At 35.6% G+C, this 23,810-nt stretch carries 23 protein-coding genes; all 23 read left to right on the top strand.

What is annotated here, in order from left to right:
• Positions 1 to 48: 48 nt before the first annotated feature.
• A complete protein-coding gene (gene lgt, locus ACXR6G_RS07690) occupies positions 49 to 849 on the top strand; it encodes a prolipoprotein diacylglyceryl transferase (protein ID WP_458360834.1) in 801 nt (266 codons plus the stop codon).
• 124 nt (positions 850 to 973) lie between these two features.
• Entirely contained in the window at positions 974 to 1,183 is a 210-nt protein-coding gene (locus ACXR6G_RS07685) for a zinc ribbon domain-containing protein (protein WP_275121810.1), read from the top strand.
• 47 nt (positions 1,184 to 1,230) lie between these two features.
• Positions 1,231 to 1,746, top strand: a complete 516-nt coding sequence (locus ACXR6G_RS07680; protein WP_458360833.1) for a low molecular weight protein-tyrosine-phosphatase — start codon at positions 1,231 to 1,233, stop codon at positions 1,744 to 1,746.
• The gene (locus tag ACXR6G_RS07675) at positions 1,733 to 2,605 is read left to right on the top strand and encodes a fructosamine kinase family protein (protein ID WP_458360832.1); all 873 of its coding nucleotides are present in this window, start codon (positions 1,733 to 1,735) and stop codon (positions 2,603 to 2,605) included. The genes ACXR6G_RS07680 and ACXR6G_RS07675 overlap by 14 nt, the downstream gene beginning before the upstream one ends.
• A 179-nt stretch (positions 2,606 to 2,784) precedes the next feature.
• Entirely contained in the window at positions 2,785 to 3,072 is a 288-nt protein-coding gene (locus ACXR6G_RS07670; protein ID WP_458360831.1) for a tetratricopeptide repeat protein, read from the top strand.
• 253 nt (positions 3,073 to 3,325) lie between these two features.
• Positions 3,326 to 4,582 (top strand): glutamyl-tRNA reductase, encoded by a 1,257-nt coding sequence (gene hemA / locus ACXR6G_RS07665; RefSeq protein ID WP_458360830.1) that lies wholly within the window; start codon positions 3,326 to 3,328, stop codon positions 4,580 to 4,582.
• Between the two features lie 157 nt (positions 4,583 to 4,739).
• Positions 4,740 to 5,690 carry a hydroxymethylbilane synthase gene (hemC, locus tag ACXR6G_RS07660; RefSeq protein WP_458360829.1) on the top strand — a complete coding sequence of 317 codons (951 nt, stop codon included), beginning with the start codon at positions 4,740 to 4,742 and terminating at the stop codon, positions 5,688 to 5,690.
• Positions 5,691 to 5,761: 71 nt separating this feature from the next.
• Positions 5,762 to 6,751 carry a porphobilinogen synthase gene (gene hemB, locus ACXR6G_RS07655; protein ID WP_458360828.1) on the top strand — a complete coding sequence of 330 codons (990 nt, stop codon included), beginning with the start codon at positions 5,762 to 5,764 and terminating at the stop codon, positions 6,749 to 6,751.
• Between the two features lie 96 nt (positions 6,752 to 6,847).
• Positions 6,848 to 7,879 carry a uroporphyrinogen decarboxylase gene (hemE, locus tag ACXR6G_RS07650; protein ID WP_458360827.1) on the top strand — a complete coding sequence of 344 codons (1,032 nt, stop codon included), beginning with the start codon at positions 6,848 to 6,850 and terminating at the stop codon, positions 7,877 to 7,879.
• A gap of 311 nt (positions 7,880 to 8,190) precedes the next feature.
• Entirely contained in the window at positions 8,191 to 8,658 is a 468-nt protein-coding gene (locus ACXR6G_RS07645) for a lipocalin family protein (protein WP_458360826.1), read from the top strand.
• Positions 8,659 to 8,684: 26 nt separating this feature from the next.
• Positions 8,685 to 9,086, top strand: a complete 402-nt coding sequence (locus ACXR6G_RS07640; protein WP_458360825.1) for a DUF2177 family protein — start codon at positions 8,685 to 8,687, stop codon at positions 9,084 to 9,086.
• 8 nt (positions 9,087 to 9,094) lie between these two features.
• Positions 9,095 to 10,894, top strand: coding sequence for a DegV family protein (locus ACXR6G_RS07635; RefSeq protein ID WP_458360824.1), 1,800 nt, complete (start codon positions 9,095 to 9,097; stop codon positions 10,892 to 10,894).
• Positions 10,895 to 10,904: 10 nt separating this feature from the next.
• Positions 10,905 to 11,681 carry a DUF1295 domain-containing protein gene (locus ACXR6G_RS07630; RefSeq protein ID WP_458360823.1) on the top strand — a complete coding sequence of 259 codons (777 nt, stop codon included), beginning with the start codon at positions 10,905 to 10,907 and terminating at the stop codon, positions 11,679 to 11,681.
• Positions 11,682 to 11,687: 6 nt separating this feature from the next.
• Positions 11,688 to 12,428, top strand: coding sequence for a peroxiredoxin (locus ACXR6G_RS07625; RefSeq protein WP_458360822.1), 741 nt, complete (start codon positions 11,688 to 11,690; stop codon positions 12,426 to 12,428).
• Positions 12,425 to 13,027, top strand: a complete 603-nt coding sequence (gene plsY / locus ACXR6G_RS07620; protein ID WP_458360821.1) for a glycerol-3-phosphate 1-O-acyltransferase PlsY — start codon at positions 12,425 to 12,427, stop codon at positions 13,025 to 13,027. Before ACXR6G_RS07625 ends, plsY begins: the two co-directional genes overlap by 4 nt.
• 11 nt (positions 13,028 to 13,038) lie before the next feature.
• Positions 13,039 to 13,500: an SRPBCC family protein gene (locus ACXR6G_RS07615; RefSeq protein ID WP_458360820.1), complete on the top strand. Its 462-nt coding sequence runs from the start codon at positions 13,039 to 13,041 to the stop codon at positions 13,498 to 13,500.
• 141 nt (positions 13,501 to 13,641) lie between these two features.
• Positions 13,642 to 14,415 carry a hypothetical protein gene (locus ACXR6G_RS07610; RefSeq protein ID WP_458360819.1) on the top strand — a complete coding sequence of 258 codons (774 nt, stop codon included), beginning with the start codon at positions 13,642 to 13,644 and terminating at the stop codon, positions 14,413 to 14,415.
• A gap of 329 nt (positions 14,416 to 14,744) precedes the next feature.
• On the top strand, positions 14,745 to 17,258 hold the full coding sequence (locus ACXR6G_RS07605) for an ATP-binding protein (RefSeq protein ID WP_458360818.1): 2,514 nt from the start codon (positions 14,745 to 14,747) through the stop codon (positions 17,256 to 17,258).
• Positions 17,259 to 17,473: 215 nt separating this feature from the next.
• Positions 17,474 to 18,394, top strand: coding sequence for an SDR family oxidoreductase (locus tag ACXR6G_RS07600; RefSeq protein WP_458360817.1), 921 nt, complete (start codon positions 17,474 to 17,476; stop codon positions 18,392 to 18,394).
• Positions 18,395 to 18,786: 392 nt separating this feature from the next.
• Positions 18,787 to 19,227, top strand: a complete 441-nt coding sequence (locus ACXR6G_RS07595) for a hypothetical protein (protein ID WP_458360816.1) — start codon at positions 18,787 to 18,789, stop codon at positions 19,225 to 19,227.
• A 237-nt stretch (positions 19,228 to 19,464) separates the two neighbouring features.
• Positions 19,465 to 21,261 carry an ABC transporter ATP-binding protein gene (locus ACXR6G_RS07590; protein ID WP_458360815.1) on the top strand — a complete coding sequence of 599 codons (1,797 nt, stop codon included), beginning with the start codon at positions 19,465 to 19,467 and terminating at the stop codon, positions 21,259 to 21,261.
• 95 nt (positions 21,262 to 21,356) lie between these two features.
• Positions 21,357 to 22,391, top strand: a complete 1,035-nt coding sequence (locus ACXR6G_RS07585) for a helix-turn-helix domain-containing protein (RefSeq protein WP_458360814.1) — start codon at positions 21,357 to 21,359, stop codon at positions 22,389 to 22,391.
• Between the two features lie 91 nt (positions 22,392 to 22,482).
• Positions 22,483 to 23,592 (top strand): type 1 glutamine amidotransferase domain-containing protein, encoded by a 1,110-nt coding sequence (locus ACXR6G_RS07580; protein WP_458360813.1) that lies wholly within the window; start codon positions 22,483 to 22,485, stop codon positions 23,590 to 23,592.
• Positions 23,593 to 23,810: the final 218 nt, after the last annotated feature.

The following is a 23,810-nucleotide window of genomic DNA, read 5'->3' as shown; positions in this document are numbered from 1 at the left end:
GATTGGCTTCTTCTCAAGGCTCTAATAAATATTAAATATCTAACAAATATGCTACTATCAATCTTCTGGGATGTAGATCCTGAAATATTTAAGATAGGTCCAATTGCAGTACGATGGTATGGTTTACTGTTTGCTCTTGGTTTTTTATTGGGTTATCAACTTGTTGAGCGAATGTTCAAAAAGGAAGGGATTCCTTTAGAATGGCTCGAGAAATTATTCATGTATACCTTAATCGCAACAGTTATTGGAGCGCGTTTAGGTCATGTGTTTTTCTACGGTTGGGAATTCTATTCTCAGCACCCATCTGAAATATTAAAGATCTGGCATGGTGGCTTAGCTTCTCATGGAGCAACAATTGGAATTTTAACAGCTCTTTACTTTTATTCTAAGAAAGTGAGTAAGAAATCTATGTTATGGATTCTTGATAGAGTTGCAATTCCAGTGGCATTAGCCGGTTTCTTTATCCGTACGGGTAATTTGATGAATTCGGAGATTATTGGAACGCAAACCGATTTGGCTTGGGGATTTCAATTTGTAAGAGCTTCAATTTACGAACCTCTGGCAGCTCGTCATCCAGCTCAGCTATACGAAGCCCTTTGTTATCTATTTAGTTTTGGTATACTGATGTATATGTATTGGAAAACCAATGCTAAAGAGTTCTCAGGACGTTTGATAGGAACCTTCTTTATGCTGATTTTCACAGCACGATTCTTTATCGAGTTTATTAAAGAGAATCAAGAAGCTTTTGAAGAAGGAATGGCTTTAAATATGGGACAGTGGTTAAGTATACCTTTTATCTTATTAGGTGCTTATTTAGCTTATAACTCATTTATGAAGCAAAAAGCATAATTGTAGAATAAAACAAAATTATTAATGGTCGATACCTCAGGTGTCGGCCATTTTTCGTTTTAGGCCATTGGCCATCATATTCACTTATTTTATTATATTTAACTTATAAATGAAAATAAAAGAGATGAATCAATCCAAATATATTTGTGTGAAGTGTGGTAATATGAATTACGAAACAGATGAGTTTCGAGCCACTGGTGGTGCTTTTGCCAAAATATTCGATGTGCAAAACAAGAAATTTACGACGGTCAGTTGTACTCGTTGCAAATACACAGAGATCTATAAAGGAAGTACCAGTCAGTTGGGTAATATTTTTGATTTTTTCACAGGTTGATTGTATTAGCAATTCTGTAAATTTGGCAAATAATTAGAATAAGCTGTATGAATCAAGAATTGAATCCATCCATGGAAAATAAAATGACCAAGACCTTATTATTTGTCTGTTTAGGTAATATTTGTCGTTCTCCCAGTGCCGAAGCAGTTATGAATGCTGTTATTGAAAAGGCAGGTAAATCGTCCGACTTGTCGTGTGACTCTGCAGGTATTATTGGCCATCACGAAGGAAATAGAGCCGATGCTAGAATGCGTACACATGCTGCACGTCGTTCCTATGATCTGATAAGTATCTCACGCCAATTCAAATCTAAAACAGATTTTGATGAGTTTGATCTGATTATTGGCATGGATGATCAGAATATTAAAGATCTACAAGCTCAAGCCAGAAATCAGGATGACTTGAAGAAGATCGTAAAAATGACAGACTATTGTTCGAAATATAAGCATTACAAGACAGTTCCAGATCCATATTATGGAGGTGAAGCAGGTTTCGAGTTGGTATTAGACTTACTTGAAGATGCTTGTGATGGCTTGTTAAATCATTTGAATGGAAAACTATAGAACCGTTATATCAAAGGTTGAAGATTGGGCAGGACAAAAAGTTTTGTCCACAAAGTCAATAAGTGGGGGCTGTATCTCAAAAGCTGAGTTGCTGACTTTCGAAAAGGGCAGCACTTGTTTTATGAAAACGACATGTTCTGCACCTGATGTATTTGAAAAGGAAGCTAAAGGTTTGCATGAGCTGAAAAAAGCAGGATGCATTCGTGTACCCGAAGTTTTGTTTGTCGACAAGGATTGCTTGCTTTTAGAGCAAATACATATCGGTGAGCCTAGCTACGACTTCTTTTCGAATTTTGGTCGACAGTTGGCACGACTGCATCAATATGGTGCGCTTCGTTTTGGTTTTCCTCAGGATAATTATATCGGAAAAACGCCTCAGATTAATACTTGCAATAAGGTTGAAGCTGAGAACTGGTGTGATTTTTATTACAATAAGCGCTTACTTTATCAATACAAGCTTGCTGAAGAAAAAGGCTTAGTGGGACCCGAGTTGAAAAATGGTTTCATTCTATTGGAAAATAGGATAGAAGATATATTAGAAGGTAGTGAGGAAAAGCCAGCATTATTGCATGGCGATTTATGGTCTGGAAATTTTTTATGCGATTCACAATTACAGCCTTGTTTAATCGATCCAGCCGTTTATTATGGGCATCGTGAAGCTGAAATGGCTATGACGAGGCTCTTTGGTGGTTTTGATGCCAGTTTTTATTCCAGTTATCAGAAAACCTATCCGCTTCCCGAAGGATACGATTATCGACAAAATATCTACATGCTTTATCACGTCCTAAATCATCTTAATTTGTTTGGAAACAATTACTATGGTCAGGCCGTAAAATTACTTTGGTCATACCTCGATTGATTCCCTTTTTAGATATATATGAAGCAATTTTTGTAAGTGTAAAACATTGAATTAAGTCAGTGATAATGCGTTAAAGCGAACTTTTTGCCGGCTGTGAAATAAAAAACGATTTTCTTATCTTTATTTATAGGCAAAAATGACTGAAATGACTAGATTTGTAGGATATTCATATAAGAAAGATGAAAGAAATTCAAGATATACTATCAAATGCTAAGTTGCACTTTGAAGCTGAAGAGTTTCAATTGGCGCATAGCGATTACTATAAGGTTATTGATTTGGATCCAAATCATATAGAAGCTAATTTCATGATTGGTGAGATTCATCATCAACTTGGGGATATGGCTAAAGCTTTGAGTTTTTATATCAAAGTAAGTGACTTACAACCCGAGCATGCTAAAGCAAATGTGAAAATTGAAATGATTAATACTATCCTTGATTATTTTAATAAGGATATGCATAATCCTTAACCAATATCTATCTAAAACAGATAAGTGTTGAGTTATTAGGAGTATAAGTGAGTGAATTTATTATACGAGCATTTAGGATGTTAAAGTCTGAATTTAAAAGATTTAGGTTTTTTTAACTAATTTTGGTTCTTTCTGAATTATAAAACCGATTAGAATTTATAGTTATTTTTCGGTAATTAATTATATATTTGGTAAGGACTCAAGCCTATATTGTGCTAGTATATTAGCGAAGAACTCAAAATTAGATCAATTTATGTCATCGCAAATAAGAGAGAATTTACAGAAATTTTTCGTTTTAGGTGTTTCATATCGTAAAACGGCTTTGGATGTAAGAGGACGATTTTCATTAACCCAAATGGATCAGGAAGCCTTGCTTCGGGATGCTAAAGAATCTGGCGTTGAAGGTTTACTTGTTTTATCCACTTGTAATAGAACAGAAATTTATGCCCATACTTCGGACATGGATTTAGTCACTAAACTATTCTTAAGTTACTGTAAAGGCAACGAAAAAGATTTCCGCTATAATGGCTACACCATCCAGGGAAGTGATTGTATCAAACACCTTTATGAGGTTTGTTCTGGTATCGATTCACAGATTGTGGGTGACTTCCAGATTGTAGGGCAGGCGAAGAATGCTTATCAATTATCTGAGAAGTATCAGATGATTAACTCTTTCCTTAATCGACTTTTTTCCTTTGTATTTAAAGCCAGCAAAAAGATCAAAAATGAAACTGAATTAAGCCGTGGTGCCGCATCAGTTTCTCATGCTGCTGTTCAGTATATAAAGGATAAAGTGCTTGATTTGGAGTCGGCAAACTTTTTACTTTTTGGTACAGGTGAGATTGGAAAAGATACCTGTAGTAATTTGGTAAAACATATGGAGAATCGTTCACTGACTCTGGTGAATCGAAATGTGGAAAGAGCCGAAGCATTAGCTAAAAAATTCGATATTAATTATCGTGCCATGTCGCACTTAACTGAAGAAGTTAATAAGGCTGAAGTGATCATTGTAGCGACAGGAGCCCCTCATCCAACTTTGATGTTGGAGCATTTTGAGAATACTAAAGCTTGTAAACTGATTCTTGATTTATCGGTACCTCGTAATGTCGATACGGCAATTGATTCCCTAGAAAACGTCTTGGTGATTTCTGTTGACGAACTTTCAGAGCATACCTCTGAAGCCATGCAGCAGCGTTTAACCTGTATTCCTCAAGCTGAAGAGATTATTGACGATTCCATTCGTGAGTTTTACGGTTGGTTAGAAGTCACTTTCTTGTCTCCAGTGATTGTAGCTTTAAAGGATAATCTGAATAAGATTAGAGATAAGGAGTTGGAATATCACCGCTCAAAGATGAGTGAAGATGAATTAAAACGTGTTGAGAAGATCACTTCGAATTTGATGAATAAGATTGCCAGAGCTTGTATCAGCCATCTTAAAGATCATCATAAAACACAATCGAGTCCTATGGAAACTTTGAATATGATTTTCCAGGAACCTGACACAAAATAGCGTATTTTTTATTAAAATATAGAGCTGTATAAACATGTTTATATGGCTTTTTTTTTGCAAATTAGGTGAACGAAATTTGGGATTGCATTTTTCAATAAAATGATCAGTCCGTAATTCAATCATTAGTACCATTTAAGCGAAATTTGAATCGTGGAAGGTGCTTAAAACAACACGTTTGACTATGTCCCTTAAGAAGAAATTAATTGTTGCAACTCGCCCAAGCCTACTAGCATATACCCAAACCATGCAGACTGTAGAACTTCTACAAAAGGCTAATCCAGATATCGAATTCGAAGTTAAAAAGTTCAGTACCCAAGGCGATCGTGTGTTGAATCGTTCGCTGACTGAGTTTGGAACAACGGGAGTGTTTGTGAAAGAACTGGAACATGCCCTTCTGGAAGGTGAGGCTGATATTGCTATACACAGTTTGAAAGATGTACCTAGTTTTCATCCAGCTGGATTGAAATTGGCAGCCTATCCTGAAAGAGAAGATTCTCGTGATGTGTTTCTAACTCGCGATGGTGTTTCTATCGACGATATGCCTCAAGGTTTTGTCCTGGGAACAGGCAGTCCTCGTCGTAGGGTTCAATTGGCTGATATACGTTCTGATATTGAATTTAAAGAGATACGTGGCAACATCAATACCCGCATGCAAAAGTTACATGATGGGGAATATGATGCCATTATATTGGCTGCGGCTGGCATGAATCGTATGGGTATCGAATTTGACGAGGAGATGCTTATCGATGTGGATCTATGTATTCCAGCAATTGGACAAGGCGCCATCACCATTGAAACTCGCGACAATGATCTTGAATGTATTGCCGCCGTTGAAAAGGTAAATCATAAACCAACTGAACTTGCAGTTTTGGCCGAACGTGCTTTTATGGCTGAGATTGAAGGTGGCTGTAAGTTTCCTTTAGCTGCTCATGCTGTTGTCGACGCTAAGCACTTAAACATGATTGCCGTTGTTGGTGATTTAAAAACAGGTGATTTTATTGTTGAAAGTATTGAAGTGCCTCTTGAAGAATCTGTTGCCAAATCAGATGAATTAGCTCAAAAGATGAAAGCCATTTGTCTGGAAAAAGGCATTAACTTTTATCAATAAGAAAAAATAAGATTTGATTTCCTTCGCGAAATCAGATTCAAATTATATACAAACTATAAACACGATATAAGATGAGTTTACGTCCATTATTTCCTCAAACACGATTAAGAAGAAACCGTTACACGAAAGTTATACGTAATATGGTTGCTGAAACATCGCTTTCTACTGATGATTTAATCATGCCACTTTTTGTATGTCCAGGTGAAAAGGTTAAGAACCCTATTTCATCGATGCCAGGTAACGATCAGTTATCGGTTGATATGTTGGTTGAAAAATGTAAAGAACTATATGCAGCTGGTGTGAAATCGGTATTGCTTTTCGGTATTCCTGAGTCGAAAGACGAGGATGGAACGGTTGCATGTCACGAACATGGTATTGTTCAGAAAGCAACACGTGCGCTTAAGGCTGAATTGCCAGAAATGTATATCATCGCTGATATCTGTAATTGCGAATATACTACTCACGGACATTGTGGAACCATTATCGATGGTGACGTAGATAACGATAGTACATTAGTAACGCTTTCTGCTCAGGCTGTTTCATTGGCTGAAGCTGGTGTTGACATGGTTGCACCTAGTGATATGATGGATGGTCGTATTGCTCATATGCGTTCTGCTTTAGACGAGAACTGTTTCGAGAAAATGCCAATTATGGCTTACTCGGCTAAATATGCTTCTGGTTTTTATGGCCCATTTAGAGAAGCAGCTGGTTCGGCTCCTCAATTTGGTGATAGAAGCACTTACCAAATGGATCCTCGTAATAGCGACGAAGCTATTCGCGAAGTAGAGATGGATATTGCAGAAGGTGCTGATATCGTAATGGTGAAGCCTGCTTTAAGTTACCTTGACGTAATTTACCGTACGAAGCACGAGTTTAATGTACCCGTTGCTGCTTATAACGTTAGTGGTGAATTCTCTATGGTGAAAGCGGCTCAAGAAAGAGATTGGATTGATGGAAATCGTGTGATGATGGAAATTATGACATCGATTAAGCGTGCGGGTGCTGATATCATTATCACTTACCATGCACAAGAAGTAGCTGAGATTTTAAACAAACGATAAATTCAAGTTTTCTGTTATCGGTTTTCAATTGCCCGTTTTTTGATAAGCGATTTAACTTTGACAACTGATAACTTCTGATAACCGATAACTAAGTATATGACAAATTCTATTTTTCTAGATACAATCAATGGCATTAAGCGCGAGCGACCACCAGTTTGGTTTATGCGCCAGGCCGGACGTGTGTTGCCTTCTTATATGAAATTGCGCGAAACCTATGGTTTTAAGCATATGATGGAAGAACCTAAGCTAGCAGCAGAGGTGACTTTGCTTCCTATTCACGATTTGGGCGTTGATGCCGCTATCTTATTCTCCGATATTCTTGTGATTCCAGAAGCCTTAGGTATGGAGTTGAGTTTCGAAGGTAAGGGACCGACATTTAAAACGGCGCTTAAGGATGTGGAAGATCCATTGAATTTCCTAACGGATATGCCTGAGCGATTGGAGCATATTTATAAGGCTATCGATGTGATTTTAGCAACAAAACCTGCTGATATTCCTTTGATTGGATTCTGTGGCGGACCATTAACTACATTGTGTTATATGTTCCAAGGCTTTAGTCAGAATTTGAATTTCCCTGACTTTGTACCTGCGATTTATCGCGATAAGGCAACCATGAAAAAGTTGGTGACGCGTATCACTGAGATGAGTATTCATTATGCACTCAAGCAAGTTGAGCATGGTGTACAGGCTTTCCAGTTGTTCGAAACGCATGCAGGCTTAATTCCTATCGAATTGTATAAAGAAGTGTTCATGCCATCGGTAAAAGCGATTCTTGGTGCGGTACGTGCAAAAGGAGTGAAAACTATTTACCTACCTAAGGGATTGGGAACAGGTATTAATATGGTGAATTACGATTTGTGTGACTGTGTGAGTGTCGATTGGCAAACACCATTGCACGAGGTTCGTAAGATTGTAGGAGATGACATGATTCTTCAGGGAAACTTCGATCCTAGAGCTCTACTTGCAGATAAGAATGCGATTGATCAGCAATTTGAATACCACCTAAACTTTGGTCGTAAAGATCACAAGTGGATTTTCAACCTGGGACATGGTTTATTGCCAAACATCCCTGTTGAGAATGTGAAATACTTGATTGAAAAAGTAAAAACTTCTGATTGGGGGAGATAAACTTTCCCAAGGATTACAATACAATGCCGGCTCTTAGGAGTCGGCTTTTTTTTTGTGCCTTTTTCTACTAAACGGATGTTACGTATTGCGTCGAATACAACTCGTTCAGACTAAGTAAAAATAACTTATATAACTAATTAGTTTAGTTTATAGTATAAAAAAATTAACTTAGGTAAGAGTTATCAAAATGTATCAAATTCGTTAAAGCTTATCTAATGTTTAAAATCCGCAAAAGTGTAAATATTACTTTAGTTATACTTAGTTTTCTAGCTATCAGCAGTTCTTTTATAAGTTGTAAAATACAAAAATCTATGATTGATAAAACAGTAGTTGAAGAGCTGGATATTCAACAATATTTGGGCACATGGTATGAAATTGCTCGTTACGATCATAGTTTTGAGCGCGGATTAGTTGGTGTAACAGCCGAGTATTCTATGCGTGATGATGGCAAAATTAAAGTGATAAACAGTGGCTATAAAAATAGTTTAGACGGCGAATTTTCTCAGGCCGAAGGAAAAGCTAAAATCCCCAATCCCGAAAAAGCACCAGCTAAATTGAAAGTAGCTTTTTTCTTGTTCTTTTACGGCGATTACTTTGTAATGGAACTTGACAAGAATTACAAATGGGCCATTATAGGGAGCAGTTCTGATAAATACCTATGGATTCTTAGTCGCAATCCACAAATGGATAAAGAATTATATAATGAGTTTCTTAATCGACTAGAAAAGCGCGGTTATGATGTCTCAAGTTTGATAAAAGTTGAACAAAAGCCTTTGTAAATTGTTTCTTATTAAACACCGTGCATATGAAAAGTATTCTCATAAGTTACTTGTTTACTTTCATCGTTTTTTTGTTGATAGACCTACTATGGCTAGGCATTATTGCTAAAAAACTCTATCAAAAATATCTTGGGGATTTATTATCTGATAAGGTTAATTGGACCGCAGCTTTTATCTTCTACTTCATATATGTTGCGGGGATTTCAATTTTTGCTATTTATCCGGCAGTTCAAAAAGACTCTGTTTTTAACGCAATTATGATGGGGGCTCTATTTGGTCTATTTACATATGCTACTTACGATTTAACAAATTTGGCCACTCTTAAAGGCTGGCCACTCCCGATTGTTTTTATCGATATCTTATGGGGTGTAATTTTATCAGCAAGCGTTAGTTTATCAGGTTTTTATATTGTGAAATGGATTAATTAATAATAAGCATGAAAAACATTGAAACACCTTTTATTAACGGAAAATTCTTGTATTATGCTTTTATCGCAGGAGGAAATCAGATATTAAAAAATCAGGTTGAAATAAATAGAATAAATATTTTTCCTGTTAACGATAAAGACACTGGAACAAATCTTGCTTCGACCGTACGTTCGGTTATCGACAATATAAAACCTCATAAATCATATAAGACTACCGTAAGTAATATTGCTGATGCAGCTTTAATTGGAGCACGAGGAAATTCGGGCGTTATTTTTGCACAGTTTCTGCATGGTTTAAATCGTGAAACCATAAATAAACCTATTATTACTTTAACGGAATTTGCTGAAAGTGTAAAAAAGTCCATTCCCTATATGTATGAAGCCATTGCAAATCCTGTTGAAGGAACAATGTTAACCGTTATAAAGGAGTGGTCTGATTTTCTAAGCAGTAAAAAGAATGGCATTACTGGTTTTGCAGACGTCATCATTGATTCTTTTGCCGTATTAGAGAAATCATTGGCTGAAACAAACACAAAATTGAAAGCATTAAGCAAATCGGATTTTGTCGATGCTGGAGCAAAAGGCTTTGTCTTATTTATTGAAGGCATCATCGGTTTTATTAAAAATAGGAATATTCGAAACCTCGTGGTTGACGCTTCCGAGAACATTTCACTTATTCATTCCAACGAATTAACAGAAGAAGAAATCACCTTCCGTTTTTGCACTGAGGCCATTATAAAAAACATGACCCAAAGTAAATCTGAACTTCAAAAATTCCTCTGTAAAAATGGTGATTCCGTTGTTGTTGCCGGTTCGGAAAGTATTTGTCGCATTCACGTTCATACCAACAAACCAGCAGAACTTTTTTATCAATTAAAGGAAATGGGAACAATCACTTTTCAGAAAGTGGATGATATGGTTCGGCAACAGGAGGCTGTAAGCAAACGAAAGTGGAATATTGCGCTGGTTACAGATTCAACATGTGATTTATCGCAGGAATTGATTGATTTTTATCAGATTAATATGGTCCCTATTAATTTGAATTTTGGCGATAGCCATTATTTAGATAAAGTTACAATTCAACCCAGTCAGTTTTACGATTTGCTGGAAACTGAAACCGAATTCCCAAAAACATCTCAAATAAATGAGCAGGCTTTCACAAACTTATATTCGCATTTGGCTTCGCACTACGATGCCATAATTGCTGTGCATTTGAGCAGTCAGTTTAGTGGCACTTATTCAAACAGTGTAAAAGCAGGCGAACGCATTTCACGAGAGTTTCAAAAACCGGTTCATGTAATCGACTCAAAGAATTTATCGGGAGCATTGGGTTTACTTGTATTAAAAACAGCCAAAAATATTGAAGCTGGCGAGTCGGTGGAATCTATTGTTAAGACCCTTAAAAAGGATGTTATCCAATCTAAAATATTTGTAAGCGTTCGCGATTTACAATCGATGATTAGAGGAGGAAGGGTTTCCAAACCCAAAGGGATAATCGCCAGTGCTCTGGGTTTAAATCCGGTTATTTCAATGGACGAAAATGGCAAATCGCTCTTGTTTGGAAAAACCTTTAGCCAGCAAGCCAGCTTACAAAAAATATTTAAGCATATTGAAAAGATGGGCCGTGGAAAAACCTTATGGAACTACATCATTTTGCATGCACACAATTCAGATGGAGCTCAAATGGTAGAGGATGAAATGCTTGAGATGACTGGAATAAAGCCAGTATCAGTTGTCAATATTTCTCCAGTTATTGGTATGCATGCCGGCAATGGCGCTCTTGCTGTTTCATTGCTTTTCAACAATTAATACGACTCAAATGATGACCCTGTTTTTACAAGCTTCCTTAATCATTTTAGTTCTGGTAAGTCTGTTATGGATTTGGAGTGTATTTATAAAGAATGTAAGTATTGTCGACCTTTTTTGGGGCTTTGGCTTTGTACTTGTTAATGCGTTTTACGTATTCATGTCGGGCGAAGTTAATGCCAGAAAAATACTGATTTTAAGCTTGGTTAGTATTTGGGGGCTTAGGCTTGCCATATATCTTGCCTTTAGAAATATAGGTAAAGGAGAGGATTTCAGATATCAGGAATTTAGAAGAAATTATGGCCCCAAACGTTATTGGTGGTTCAGTTTTTTCCAAACCTTCTTATTGCAAGGTGTCTTGATTATGATTGTTTCTTTACCCTTATTAGGTGTCAATTCGAGCACCAGTTCCGGAGAGCTTACAATACTGGATTACCTTGGAATATTAGTATGGCTTATAGGTTTTACGTTTGAGGCAGGAGGTGATTTTCAGTTGGCGCGTTTTAAACGGGATGTTGCAAATAAAGGAAAGGTCCTAAATACAGGATTCTGGAAATACACCCGCCACCCGAATTATTTTGGCGACTCAGCCGTGTGGTGTGCCTATGCAATTTTCAGCATAGCAGCTGGTAGTTACTGGCACATTATAGGTTCTATTGTAATGACTTTATTGATTATCAAAGTATCAGGCGTGGCACTGCTTGAAAAGACCTTAAACGATACAAAACCACAATACAGAGCATACATTGAAAAAACCAATTCTTTTTTTCCGTGGTTCCCTAAAAAATAATCGACAATGGATTTTATCACAAATAATATTTGGTTTATACTTTTTGTAACATGGGGTCTGCCATTAAGTTATTACAGAAGCAAATTCCGTAAAATGGTGTATCAAACCGATAGTTGGATAATAAATATCAAACCGGTTTTTTTGAAAGAAATTAAGGGCCTTTTGGGAAACATCTATCCCGACAATCAGAGATACAAGAGGTTTAGAAACTTCTACCTGTTTTATCTGACCATTTATTTAGTCTTGTTTATTGCTTATTTAATTTTTGACACAAATTCTGAAAAAATGAAAAAAATTGAAGTCGGGAGTAAAGTCCCAATATTTGAATTAAACGACCAGAATGGTGAATTATTTAAGCTTGAAACAGTATTGGGTAAAAAGAATCTGGTGATCTATTTCTATCCGAAAGACGATAGTCCGGGTTGTACAAAAGAAGCTTGTTCGTTTCGAGACCAGTTTGAAGTGTTTGCCGATGCCGATGCAATGATTATTGGCATTAGTGCCCAATCGGTAGAAAGTCATCTGGAGTTTGCGAAAAAGCACCGCCTGAATTACACGCTATTGAGCGATACGGGTAATAAAGTGCGTCAATTATTTGGTGTACCGGCTAGTTTTTTTGGATTAATTCCCGGCAGAGTCACTTATGTTGTGAATAAGGAAAGAGAAATAGCCTACCTATTTAATTCCCAGATCCAAGCCGAAAAGCATGTCGACGAGGCTTTGCGCATTCTACAAGAAATGAGATGAATATAACCATTCAATATACTTTTATACTGCTGTCCTACTTACTAGGAGCAATCCCCTTTGGCTACATTTTAACCCGATACCATACTGGCAAAAATATAATGGAAATGGGGAGTGGCAATGTGGGGTCAACCAATGTGGGGAGAGTTGCTGGAAAAAGAATCGCCATCATCACTCAGCTTTTGGATATGCTTAAAGGACTCTTACCAGTGGCTCTTTACCTATATTTTATTGATGAAAAAAGGGTAGGATCTGAATTCTACGTCTTTTGTGTTGCGCTGGCCACCATTATTGGTCATGATTTTAGCATCTTTCTAAAATTCAAAGGTGGAAAGGGTGTGAATACAACACTTGGTAGCTCGCTATTGATTGCTCCATTTTCAGTTTTTATTTCAGTCGCTATCTATTTTGTTGTAAAGTGGCGACTTAAGTATGTTTCGTTGGGGTCTATTATTCTGGGAATAAGCTTACCACTAAGTGAATTATTTATTCACGGACTTAGCTCAACATTCTATTATTTATTGGTTTGTATGATACTTATTATTCTCCAGCACCGAACGAATATATATCGCTTGTTGCATAGTGAGGAACTTTCATCCTAAAAAGAAATTTTATGGCATTTTATCAATTTCAAAAAGAACAATTTGTTAATGCCTCTATAGACGAGGTGTGGGATTTTATAAGTTCTCCACAGAATCTGAAAAAAATTACGCCCCCCAATATGGGTTTCGATATACGTACGCTAAATTTGCCCGATAAAATTTATGAGGGCATGATTGTTTGCTACACGGTTCGTCCTTTATTGGGTATTCCCACAACTTGGGTTACTGAAATAACACATATCAGAGATAAATCATATTTTGTAGATGAACAAAGACTTGGCCCTTACAAAATATGGCATCATCAGCACTTTATTATAGCTGTAGAAAATGGTGTTTTAATGAAAGATATTGTCAGTTATCAACCGCCATTGGGTTTCTTAGGAAGTATTGCGAATGCCTTGGTCATTAAGAATAAATTGAATGAAATATTCGACTTCCGTACTAAAGCACTTGAAGAAATATTTCCATCATGAGCATTTGATATAAAAAGGCATAGTGCTTATAAGATTGCATTAAGATGAAATGCAAAGCCGACTTTAACGAGTCGGCTTTTTTTTATATGACCCTATTATTTCTTAATGTTTTGCTTAGTTTTGACCTTCTTAAAATACGAAATGGACAAGCAACATATTTTCAACTTTAAAACCGATATTTCAGAGATCGATATCCCTGCAAAACTCAATAATCCATTTGGATTATCTATTCCTGAGATTGCTAGGGTAGCGGCAAAAGAATTTCAAGAATTTATTAGCTCAGAATCTCAAGGGTGGAAACATGACTTTCTTATTCAAAAAGGAAAAATGTTTGGAATTCTAGTGGTTCAAAAAGAAGATAATACCTACAGCTATCTAGGAACAGTTTCAGGGAAACTACAGGGAAACACCATATGCGACAAATTCGTTCCTTCGGTCTTCGACGATTCTACAGATGATTTTTTTATTAATAGAGGCATGAAAGAGTTGACTGAAATCGGCAGTCAAATTCAAAAGACCGATAAGCCATCTGAAATTAGTTTACTGACGGAAAAAAGAAAACAAAAATCCTTTGCCTTGCAACAACAACTATTCGAGAATTATCAATTTTTAAACGCTTCGGGAATAGAGCAAAATGTATTACAAATTTTCGAGAGTTCATCACATGGTAATCCACCAGCAGCAGCTGGTGAATGCGCTGCTCCTAAATTACTGCAATATGCTTTTGAAAATTGTTTGAAACCAGTCGCTTTAGCCGAATTTTGGTGGGGGAATTCTATGAAGAATAACGAAAAGGAACACAAAGTTTTCTATCCGGCCTGCAAAAATAAGTGTCGCCCAATTTTAGAATACATGCTGGATGAAACAGATCTATTTAACCAAGCTAGCGCTGGTAATGAAAAAAATAAGGACTAGTACTATATGTGCAGTGCAAAGCCCGATTGTTATGCATTGATTAACACTGTATTAATCCTTATAGATGAGTCAAAATAACACCTTCCCTTTGACAATTTATCGGTTGTAATAAAAAACAAATACGCTCAATTCTAAAAGCACTAGTACTTCGAATATCTGTCTTGTGTTTTGATGATAATTTTGATTTTTTTAGTGTAACTTAAGTGCCGTATTAGTAATAAAATAGATCGAGAATTAATATGCGAAAATTTAAAACTAATAAATTAATATCCCTCAATCGGTATTTCTTCATACCAGTTGCATTAATTCTTTTCTTTTTAAGCTTCTATATGATTTATGAAGATATTAAAAGCAATACAATTAATGAATTCAATAATGAACAATTAATATTAGCCGAAACCACATCTCAGGCTATTACTTATTTCTTCGATGATTACCAATCCGAACTTGCTTTTTTGGCTAAGTTTAAGGAAATTATAGATTTATCGGATGAGAGTAAAGCATTAATGGCAGACTATTATGAAACCCGTAAAAGTATTGTTAAAGCTATTACAAGAATAGATACAACAGGTGTAATTTTGTACACTTATCCTTATAATCAATCAGTAATAGGGAATAATATCTATTACCAGGATCATATTCAACAAGTTATTATTAATCACAAGCCTGTTGTAAGTGATGTATTTATGTCGGCACAAGGATATTTAGCAATAGCCTTGCATGTTCCTGTGTTTAAAAATAAAAACTATGTAGGTAGCCTTTCCGTTTTAATCCCAATTGATAGATTGGGAAAACTACATCTTGAAAAAATCAAGAACAGAAAAAACGGACATGCATGGCTACTTAGCGAAAGTGGTATCGAAATATATTGTCCAATAAACGGGCACACAGGAAAATCGATTCTTGAAACTACGGAACACGATGATTCTACCATTGAGCTGCTCGAGAAAATAAAAAGTGATAATACGGGAACAGGAAGAATTACACATCAGGAGGTATATGATAATGATAAAACTAAGCTGTTAGATTTGTATTACGCTTTTTATCGCATTCCGCTTGGCAATACGTATTGGACTATTCTTATTTCTTATCAGGAAAAAGATATTTATACCGCTCTATCCCGGTTTCGTAATCGTTTAATATTCGTTTTTTCTTTGCTATTTATAGCTTTTTCATTTTATTTTTATTCGCTTACTAAAGTCAGAAATCTTTTAAGAGAAGCAGCAAAAAGAAAAGAAGTTGAAAAAACATTGTTTAAAAGCGAGGATAAATTTCGCAGAATATTTGATGGTCACTCAGCTGTGAAACTTCTCATAGACCCCTATACCGGCAATATTGTTGATGCTAATAAATCTGCAGCCAACTATTATGGATGGAGCTGTGAAGAATTGATTAAGATGAAAATCGGGCAAATCAATATCCTTTCATCTCAGGAAATTATAAAGAATATTGAAAGTATCATGTCCGAAAATAAAAACCAATTTGAATTCAAACAAAAACTGAAGGATGGTACTATAAGGGACGTTGAAGTATTAAGTAGTAAAATTAAAATTGATAATAAGGATTTGTTACATTCAATTATTCATGACATTACTAAGCGTAAAAATGCAGAAGTATCACTTAAAGAAAAAACAGTTAAAATAGAGTCGCAAAATAAAGAATACCAGCAAATCAATGAAGAACTTAATCATACAAATCAAGAATTAATTATAGCCAAGGAGAAAGCCGAAGAAAGCGACCACCTAAAAACTGCATTCGTTCACAATATTTCGCACGAAATACGAACACCCATGAATGCAATTGTAGGCTTTTCGGGTTTACTTAACGACCCCGATTTGCTTCAAGAAGATCGTCAATATTACACCAGTTTAATTATACAAAGTAGCGATCAATTGCTTTCTATTATAACCGATATAGTAAGCATTGCCTCCATTGAGGCTGAACAGGAAAAAATTCAGGAAAATGAAATCAATATCAATTTGATCTGTAAGCTTATAAACGATCAATTCTTTCCGGAAAACACAAATCCGAATGTTAAGTTTGGTTTACAAACCAGTTTGGTCGACGATGAAGCAATTATTATTACCGATTCAACTAAACTAACACAAATACTAACTAACCTTATAAGCAATGCCCTTAAGTTTACACAAGATGGTTTTGTTAATTTTGGATACACACTAAAAGATAAGTTTCTGGAATTCTATGTAGAAGATTCTGGAATAGGCATTTCTTCCGAGATGCACGACGAAATATTTAAACGCTTTCGTCAGGTTGAAACAACTGCAGCCCGCACGTTTGGTGGTTCAGGTTTGGGTTTGTCTATCTCAAAAGCTTATGTTGAAATGCTTGGCGGTAATATTTGGCTAAGCTCCGAAGCGGGTAAAGGTTCTGTGTTCTATTTTACCCTGCCTTACAAAACTGTAAATGCGAAAGCGATACCAAAGCTCCCTATTAATGACTTAATTGTTGAATTTGCAGAGCCGAAAACTGTTTTAATTGCCGAGGATGAAGATTCTAATTTTATACTACTAGAAAAATTACTCACAGACTTGAAAGTAAATATTATTAGGGCTATAAATGGCATAGAAGCCATTGCGGTTTGCAAATCGAACCCACAGGTAGATTTAATATTAATGGATATAAAAATGCCTGAAATGGATGGTTACGAAGCTACAAAACGCATAAAAGAATTTAGGCCTAATTTATCTATAATAGCACAAACCGCATATTCTTCCGAAGAAGATAAAAACAAAGCTATTGCCTGTGGTTGTTCCGATTTTATTAGTAAACCTTTTAGAAAAGAACTGTTATTATCTAAAATTAGTGAACAGCTCCTTAAATAGATTCATAAGCCTTTCAGACTAATTAAAATGTTTAACGGTTTGATCAGTTCCCGATAGCTTCTAATTTAATATGATTCAATTCCTGTTGATTCTGCCCATCCTCAACAAGAGTTTGGGCTTTTTCTTTGTCAGACGATATATAAGAAGTAACAGCCCTATACTTGTTATATACTCTTTGTGTTTCATGTGGAGAAAAATTCTGCTAATTTTATAATATGAACAGAGACAACAAACAAATAGTAATTTATGGTGGGACTGGCTACTATGGACGAAAGGTCGTTGAGAAATTAGTTCAAAAAGGACAGTCTGTTAAAGTTGTTAGTAGAAATAGAACAAAAGGAAGGAAAATATTTGGTGACAAAGTCAATATATTTCAAGGTGATGTAACAAATCATGAAACCATTGTTGAATCACTTAAAAATGTGAGTTCAATTGTAATTTGCCTTTCGGCAATGAACAGTAAACTAATCAAAAAGATGAAACAAATTGAGCGGGATGCAGTGCTTCTGATTATGGAAGAAGCAAGGAAAGCAAATATCTCAAGATTGGTTTATATGTCTGGTTACGAAATGAGAGAGCAACTACTTTTGGATTTAAAAATTCCAGAACTTGGAGAAATAAAAATCGAAATTGAGACCAAGATTTCTCAATCGGATTTTAATTGGACTATTTTAGGTGATGCCCCTGCTTTTGAGATTTTCTTTGCATTTGTGAGAAATGGAAAAATGATCGTTCCTGGAGGAGGTAAGAATGCTATACCGAGTATCTCGGCTGAAGATGTTGGAGAAATTACCGCACAAACTGTCATGCGTCATGACTTAAATGAACGAAGAATAAAACTAACATCCTCAGAGGCATACTCTTTCCCAGAGGTTGCAATGAAAATTTCGGATATAAGTAAGAAAAAAATAAAACATATGACAATCCCATTACAAGTGATTAACATAGTCTCATTTTTGCTTTTACCCATAAATCCATTTGTGAGGTTTTTATACAAAGCCTTGAAATTATTAAATAATTTCCCGGTTGATTTAGCTGAAAATGTACCAAATGATCATAAGCTATTAATAGAATTATTTGATTATGAGCCAGTATCTTTGGAAATTAAACAACGAATAAAAGAAAATAGACTATAGAACTTTAAAGCACAACATACGTTCATCTGCAACAGGTGGTGATCCCGATGTGTCGGGATGAAAGTTTGTGCATTTAATTAACAACAGTAAGATATCAAATATAAGTCAAGGCTTGACACCACAAAATAATAGCCCATTCTCCTCAAGAGTTTGAGCTTTTTGTTTGCCTTGTTTTTACTAAGCGCATTCTCATGTAGAGCTTTTCTATTTTATTTATGTTTGTTGTTTTACATGTGGCATAGATATTGTTTAGTTAGTATTTTGTTTAATTTTAATGGTACACTTATCCTGCCATATTGGTGTCAAATAATGTCTTTCGTGTGATACGTAAAGTGTTAGTATTGTGTGGTTCTTGTAAATTAGTTATGGTTAGTAAATGTTTAATAACTACTATGAAAAATCTACTTTTATTAACAGCATTGGTTCTATGTACTACTTCAATATTTGCACAAACAAATATCCGAAAAGGTTCAAGTTCTTATGGTACCGAACTTTATAATTGGGATGGAATAAGCTTAAGACAAGGTTCTAATTCTTATGGAACGGTTATTATTAATTGGGATGGAAAAAACATTAGGAAAGGTTCTAATTCTTATGGAACAGTACTATATAATTGGGATGGAATAAACTTTAGACAAGGCTCAAATTCATATGGAGAAATACTTTATAATTGGGATGGAACAAACATACGCCATGGATCTAATTCTTATGGGACAGTACTATATAACTATGATGGAAAAAATATAAGACTAGGTTCAAATTCTTATGGAAGTGTTCTCTATAATACAGATGGAAAAATACCAACCGCTATATTAATATATGTTATTGAATAAATACATCCATAACAATATGTAAGCTGCTTTAAAACGCAGTTTACCTAAAACGTTAACATCATAAAGAATAGCCCATTCTCCACAAGAGTTTGGGTTTTTTCTTTGCCTTTTTTTATCATCCAGAAATGGAGAGAAGATGTATTTCTGGGCGCCAATTAAAAAAAGAGCACCTGATAAAACGATAGCTCGGCTAATTTCCGTATTATTAAGAATAATACCAAATAGTAAAATCAAAGAATGGCAAGATCACATACAGCAGATACATCGGATGTCCCAAAAGGGAAAATAAACAGCAGTGGCATTAGATCAGCCTTTAGGTTGTATAAGTTCATCAAACCCTACCGAGGGCAATACTTTCTAGGTATTTTCTTCTTATTGGGTTCAAGTTTAGCCAGCCTGGCTTTTCCAAAGCTTCTTGGCGATTTGGTGAATACGGGCAATAGCACAACACTGGGACAGACATTGAATCAAACAGCTATGTTGATTGCACTTGTTTTAATCGCTCAGGCAACCTTTTCATATTTCCGTATTGTCTTATTTGTAAACGTAACAGAAAAGTCGCTGGCTGCATTGCGACAAGCCACTTACCGTCATTTAATAAAACTGCCTTTGCCGTTTTTCGAAAGAAGACGGGTCGGGGAACTTAATAGCAGAATATCAGCCGACGTTATTTTACTTCAGGAAACCATGACCAGTACTCTGGCTGATTTTATCCGTCAGATTATTGTTATTACGGGTGGGATTATCCTCTTGGCAATTATATCGCTAAAACTAACAGCTTTTATGCTGATCACCTTGCCACCAACCATGATTGCGGCAAGGTTCTTTGGGAAGTTTATTCGTAAATTCTCTAAGGATGTACAAACCAAACTGGCAGATTCGAATACCATTATCGAAGAGACTTTGCAGGGCATACAATCTGTAAAAGCTTTTACCAACGAGCATGTTGAGATTGCCCGTTACAAAAAGAAGACCTTAGAAATAGCCGACTTAGGCATTACGAGAGGTAAGTACAGAGGTGCCTTTTCCTCTTTCATTATTCTTGGCTTATTTGGTGCCATTGCGGCTATGGTATGGCAGGGTTCTCGTTTATTGCAAGCGGGAGAGATGCAGTCTGGAGATTTATTCTCCTTTGTCATTTATTCTGTTTTTGTGGGGGGAACCATTAGCGGATTGGCGAATGTATATACCAACATTCAGAAATTTATTGGTGCTACCGAAGATCTATTTAAGATTTACGATGAGATACCCGAAGAGATTCAAGAGATGCATGAGATTGATCCTAAGTTTAAAATGCAAGGGGAGATTAGCTTTAATAATTTGAGTTTTGCTTATCCTTCAAGAATAGAGCAAAAGGTTCTGAATAATATCAACTTAGAAATAAAAAGTAATCAAATGATCGCTCTTGTGGGTCATAGTGGTGCAGGGAAAAGTTCCATAGCTTCACTTTTATTGATGTTACATCGTCCACCAAAGAATAGCTTGTTCTTCGATCAGCTTGATAGTCATGATTATCCCTTATCAGCTCTAAGAAGTCAGATATCATTGGTGCCACAGGATATTTTTCTGTTTGGAGGAAGCATAGGTGAAAATATAGCTTACGGAAAGCCTGGTGCAAGTGAAGCGGCCATTTACGAAGCAGCTAAAAAGGCCAATGCTTTGGAATTTATCGAACGCTTTCCCGAAAAGTTTGATACCATAGTTGGTGAGCGTGGCACACAGCTTTCTGGAGGACAGCGTCAGCGAATAGCCATAGCACGAGCGATTCTTAAGGACCCCAAAATTCTAATTTTGGATGAAGCCACATCCTCATTAGATTCTGAATCGGAGCAGCTTGTTCAGGAAGCTCTTGAGAAACTGATGAAGGGGAGAACATCCATTGTGATTGCACACCGTTTGTCCACCGTAAGAAAGGCCGATGAAATTATCGTCCTGGAACAAGGTGAGATTGTAGAACAGGGTACACACGATACGTTGATGATGATTTCGGATGGTAAATACAACAAATTGATTCAATTGCAGTATGCTACTTAAGGAAAATGTTCTTACAACAAAACCTGATTGTAAGTATCACAATGGATGTTCTACATTCAGAAAGCGATCTCTTACTATTAATCGTTAATTAAACTATGTCGGCAAGCAATATATTCCTTATTCTTATTAGTGGTCTTGGTGTGCTACATGGCTTATTCTTAGCCATTTTTCTGCAATTACAAGAAAAATACAAAACAACATCTAATAAATTTCTTTCTCTGTTGTTGTTAGTGCTCTCATTTAGAGTTGGAAAATCTGTTTTCCTTGAATTTGCAGAAGAATTAGAGCTTTGGTTTGTTTTTATTGGTTTAACATCATTAATGACGATTGGACCTTTATTTTATTTCTATACAAAGAGCTTATTAGATTCAAAATTCAAGTTTGAAACAAAGTATGTACTTCACTTTATTCCGGCTTCGCTTGGAATAGTTTTTAGTGTTTGGATTAACACTCAGCAAATAAGTTCGACTCCTAAGGTGATTTTTCTACTTGCATTTCTATCGTACTATAGTCACTATTTACTTTATCTAATATTTTGTTATCGTCTTATTCGCAAGAATAAAAATTCAGGCTTAGATGCAAACTCTTATTCATTATTGATATTACTATTCTATTCTTTATTGGCTGTATGGCTTGTTTATTTTTTGAATCTATTCGATGAAGTTATTCCTTATATAATCGGTCCTATTCTTTATACAATTTTAGCCTATACAGTTAGCCTAATCGTAATAAAAAAAGGATATATAAACACGGTAAAATATAAAACAACATTGGTCTCCGATGAACAGGTTGAAGAGATCTGGACTAAAGTACAAAAGCTTGCTGTGCTTGAAAAACAATTTAAAAATGGTGATCTCACTTTAAAAACTTTAAGCAAACAGCTAAATGTAACATCACAAATCCTTTCATTGGTTATAAATAAAAAATACAAAATGAACTTCAATAGTTTCATCAATAAATATCGAATTGAAGAATCTATTAGCATGTTTAAAGACGAGAAATACAAGGATTACACCATTGCATCAATCTCCTATGAAGCTGGATTCAATAGTGTTTCAAGTTTTAACACTGCCTTTAAATCTCAAACGAATACGACACCACTGGCTTTTAGAAAAAGATTAACTGTTTGACCATTTTGTATGTGTAAATGATCATTTTGCAAAAATAGGCCATAGAATTTAGCTTGATTTGAATAATTATTGAAATCAAAAAATAAATTCTATGTTGAGATTTAAGAAGTTTGCCATATTAAAATGGAGCCTAAGTATTTTTGCCTTTTTAATTGTATTGTTTGTAGCTTTCGGATTTTGGTTCATAAGTTTAATACCAATTGGGCTCGATCAGGATAAATTAAGCCAAACCCAAGCAAAGGACCTTCCTTATTTATCTGATAATAATTTAGCCTCCCGAGGCAAAATTCTTGCTGTTGTTACGAGTTGCGAAACGATGGGTAGCAGCAATGAAAAAACCGGTTATGAGCTAACCGAGCTCTCACGTGCATATTATGTGTTTAAAGCCAATGGTTTTGAGGTGGATATTGCCAGTCTTAAGGGAGGTAATCCCCCAGTAGTTATCGATGATGATGACATGGGGATATACGATTATGCCTTTTTAAATGATACGCTTGCTCAAAATAAAATACGACATAGTATTCAAATTTCAGAAGTTAAGAGTGAATCTTATGATGCTATTTATTTTGCAGGAGGAAAAGGGGCTATGTTCGACTTCCCTGATAATGAGAGTATTCAAAGCATTTTGAAACAATACTATGAATCGGGAAAAGTCATTGGTGCAGTTTGCCATGGTCCTGCTGCATTGGTTAATGTACGTCTAAGTGATGGCAGTTATTTATTGAATGAAAAGCAGGTTTGTTCATTTACCAATAAAGAAGAACTTTTCTTAAAATCAGATGCAAAAGAAATATTCCCTTTTTTATTGCAAGACAAGTTGATTGCTAATGGAGCACAATTCAAGGAAGGGCATCAATATTTGAAAAATATTACTGAAGATGGAATCCTAATTACGGGTCAAAATCCTTGGTCAACTTGGGCGATTGCCGAAGCAATGATTAAGAAAATAGGATATACGCCAGTTAAGCGAGAAATAACTGCAGAAGAGCTTACTATTAATATCTTAAACACATATGAATCTGACGGATATAGTAAAACAAAAAGCTTGATAAGTAAAACTGTAATCGAACATCAAAAATCAGTTGACGGTATTTTACTTGGAATGCATTGTATTGTAGCCGTTTTAAACTTAGATATCGGAAAGTTTTATGATCTGATCCGATTGTTAAAATACTCGAATAGTATTCTGGAAGAGCTTTAATTACCTATGAGAATAGAAGCAATGCATTGGTTCAATTGCAGTATGCTACTTAAGTGATCCAATAGATATGAATTAAAATCCCAGCCTTAGAGCTGGGATTTTTTGTTTTCATAAAGCTCAGAAGATGATTAATTTAGATTGGTCCAAAAAAAGAAAAACTTGCAAAAGTTATAAGAATAGCTTAAAATGGAGAGCATTATTACCTAATTAATTGAGTC

The sequence above is a fragment of the Ancylomarina sp. YFZ004 genome, assembly GCF_054254355.1.
Note: the sequence above shows the minus strand (reverse complement) of the source record. Positions and strands in the feature narration are given on the sequence as shown.

Coding starts and splice junctions, on each gene's coding strand:
- lgt (WP_458360834.1), top strand. CDS start 49: ATGCTACTATCAATCTTCTGGGATGTAGATCCTGAAATATTTAAGATA.
- ACXR6G_RS07685 (WP_275121810.1), top strand. CDS start 974: ATGAATCAATCCAAATATATTTGTGTGAAGTGTGGTAATATGAATTAC.
- ACXR6G_RS07680 (WP_458360833.1), top strand. CDS start 1,231: ATGAATCAAGAATTGAATCCATCCATGGAAAATAAAATGACCAAGACC.
- ACXR6G_RS07675 (WP_458360832.1), top strand. CDS start 1,733: ATGGAAAACTATAGAACCGTTATATCAAAGGTTGAAGATTGGGCAGGA.
- ACXR6G_RS07670 (WP_458360831.1), top strand. CDS start 2,785: ATGAAAGAAATTCAAGATATACTATCAAATGCTAAGTTGCACTTTGAA.
- hemA (WP_458360830.1), top strand. CDS start 3,326: ATGTCATCGCAAATAAGAGAGAATTTACAGAAATTTTTCGTTTTAGGT.
- hemB (WP_458360828.1), top strand. CDS start 5,762: ATGAGTTTACGTCCATTATTTCCTCAAACACGATTAAGAAGAAACCGT.
- hemE (WP_458360827.1), top strand. CDS start 6,848: ATGACAAATTCTATTTTTCTAGATACAATCAATGGCATTAAGCGCGAG.
- ACXR6G_RS07645 (WP_458360826.1), top strand. CDS start 8,191: ATGATTGATAAAACAGTAGTTGAAGAGCTGGATATTCAACAATATTTG.
- ACXR6G_RS07640 (WP_458360825.1), top strand. CDS start 8,685: ATGAAAAGTATTCTCATAAGTTACTTGTTTACTTTCATCGTTTTTTTG.
- ACXR6G_RS07635 (WP_458360824.1), top strand. CDS start 9,095: ATGAAAAACATTGAAACACCTTTTATTAACGGAAAATTCTTGTATTAT.
- ACXR6G_RS07630 (WP_458360823.1), top strand. CDS start 10,905: ATGATGACCCTGTTTTTACAAGCTTCCTTAATCATTTTAGTTCTGGTA.
- ACXR6G_RS07625 (WP_458360822.1), top strand. CDS start 11,688: ATGGATTTTATCACAAATAATATTTGGTTTATACTTTTTGTAACATGG.
- plsY (WP_458360821.1), top strand. CDS start 12,425: ATGAATATAACCATTCAATATACTTTTATACTGCTGTCCTACTTACTA.
- ACXR6G_RS07615 (WP_458360820.1), top strand. CDS start 13,039: ATGGCATTTTATCAATTTCAAAAAGAACAATTTGTTAATGCCTCTATA.
- ACXR6G_RS07610 (WP_458360819.1), top strand. CDS start 13,642: ATGGACAAGCAACATATTTTCAACTTTAAAACCGATATTTCAGAGATC.
- ACXR6G_RS07605 (WP_458360818.1), top strand. CDS start 14,745: ATGATTTATGAAGATATTAAAAGCAATACAATTAATGAATTCAATAAT.
- ACXR6G_RS07600 (WP_458360817.1), top strand. CDS start 17,474: ATGAACAGAGACAACAAACAAATAGTAATTTATGGTGGGACTGGCTAC.
- ACXR6G_RS07595 (WP_458360816.1), top strand. CDS start 18,787: ATGAAAAATCTACTTTTATTAACAGCATTGGTTCTATGTACTACTTCA.
- ACXR6G_RS07590 (WP_458360815.1), top strand. CDS start 19,465: ATGGCAAGATCACATACAGCAGATACATCGGATGTCCCAAAAGGGAAA.
- ACXR6G_RS07585 (WP_458360814.1), top strand. CDS start 21,357: ATGTCGGCAAGCAATATATTCCTTATTCTTATTAGTGGTCTTGGTGTG.
- ACXR6G_RS07580 (WP_458360813.1), top strand. CDS start 22,483: ATGTTGAGATTTAAGAAGTTTGCCATATTAAAATGGAGCCTAAGTATT.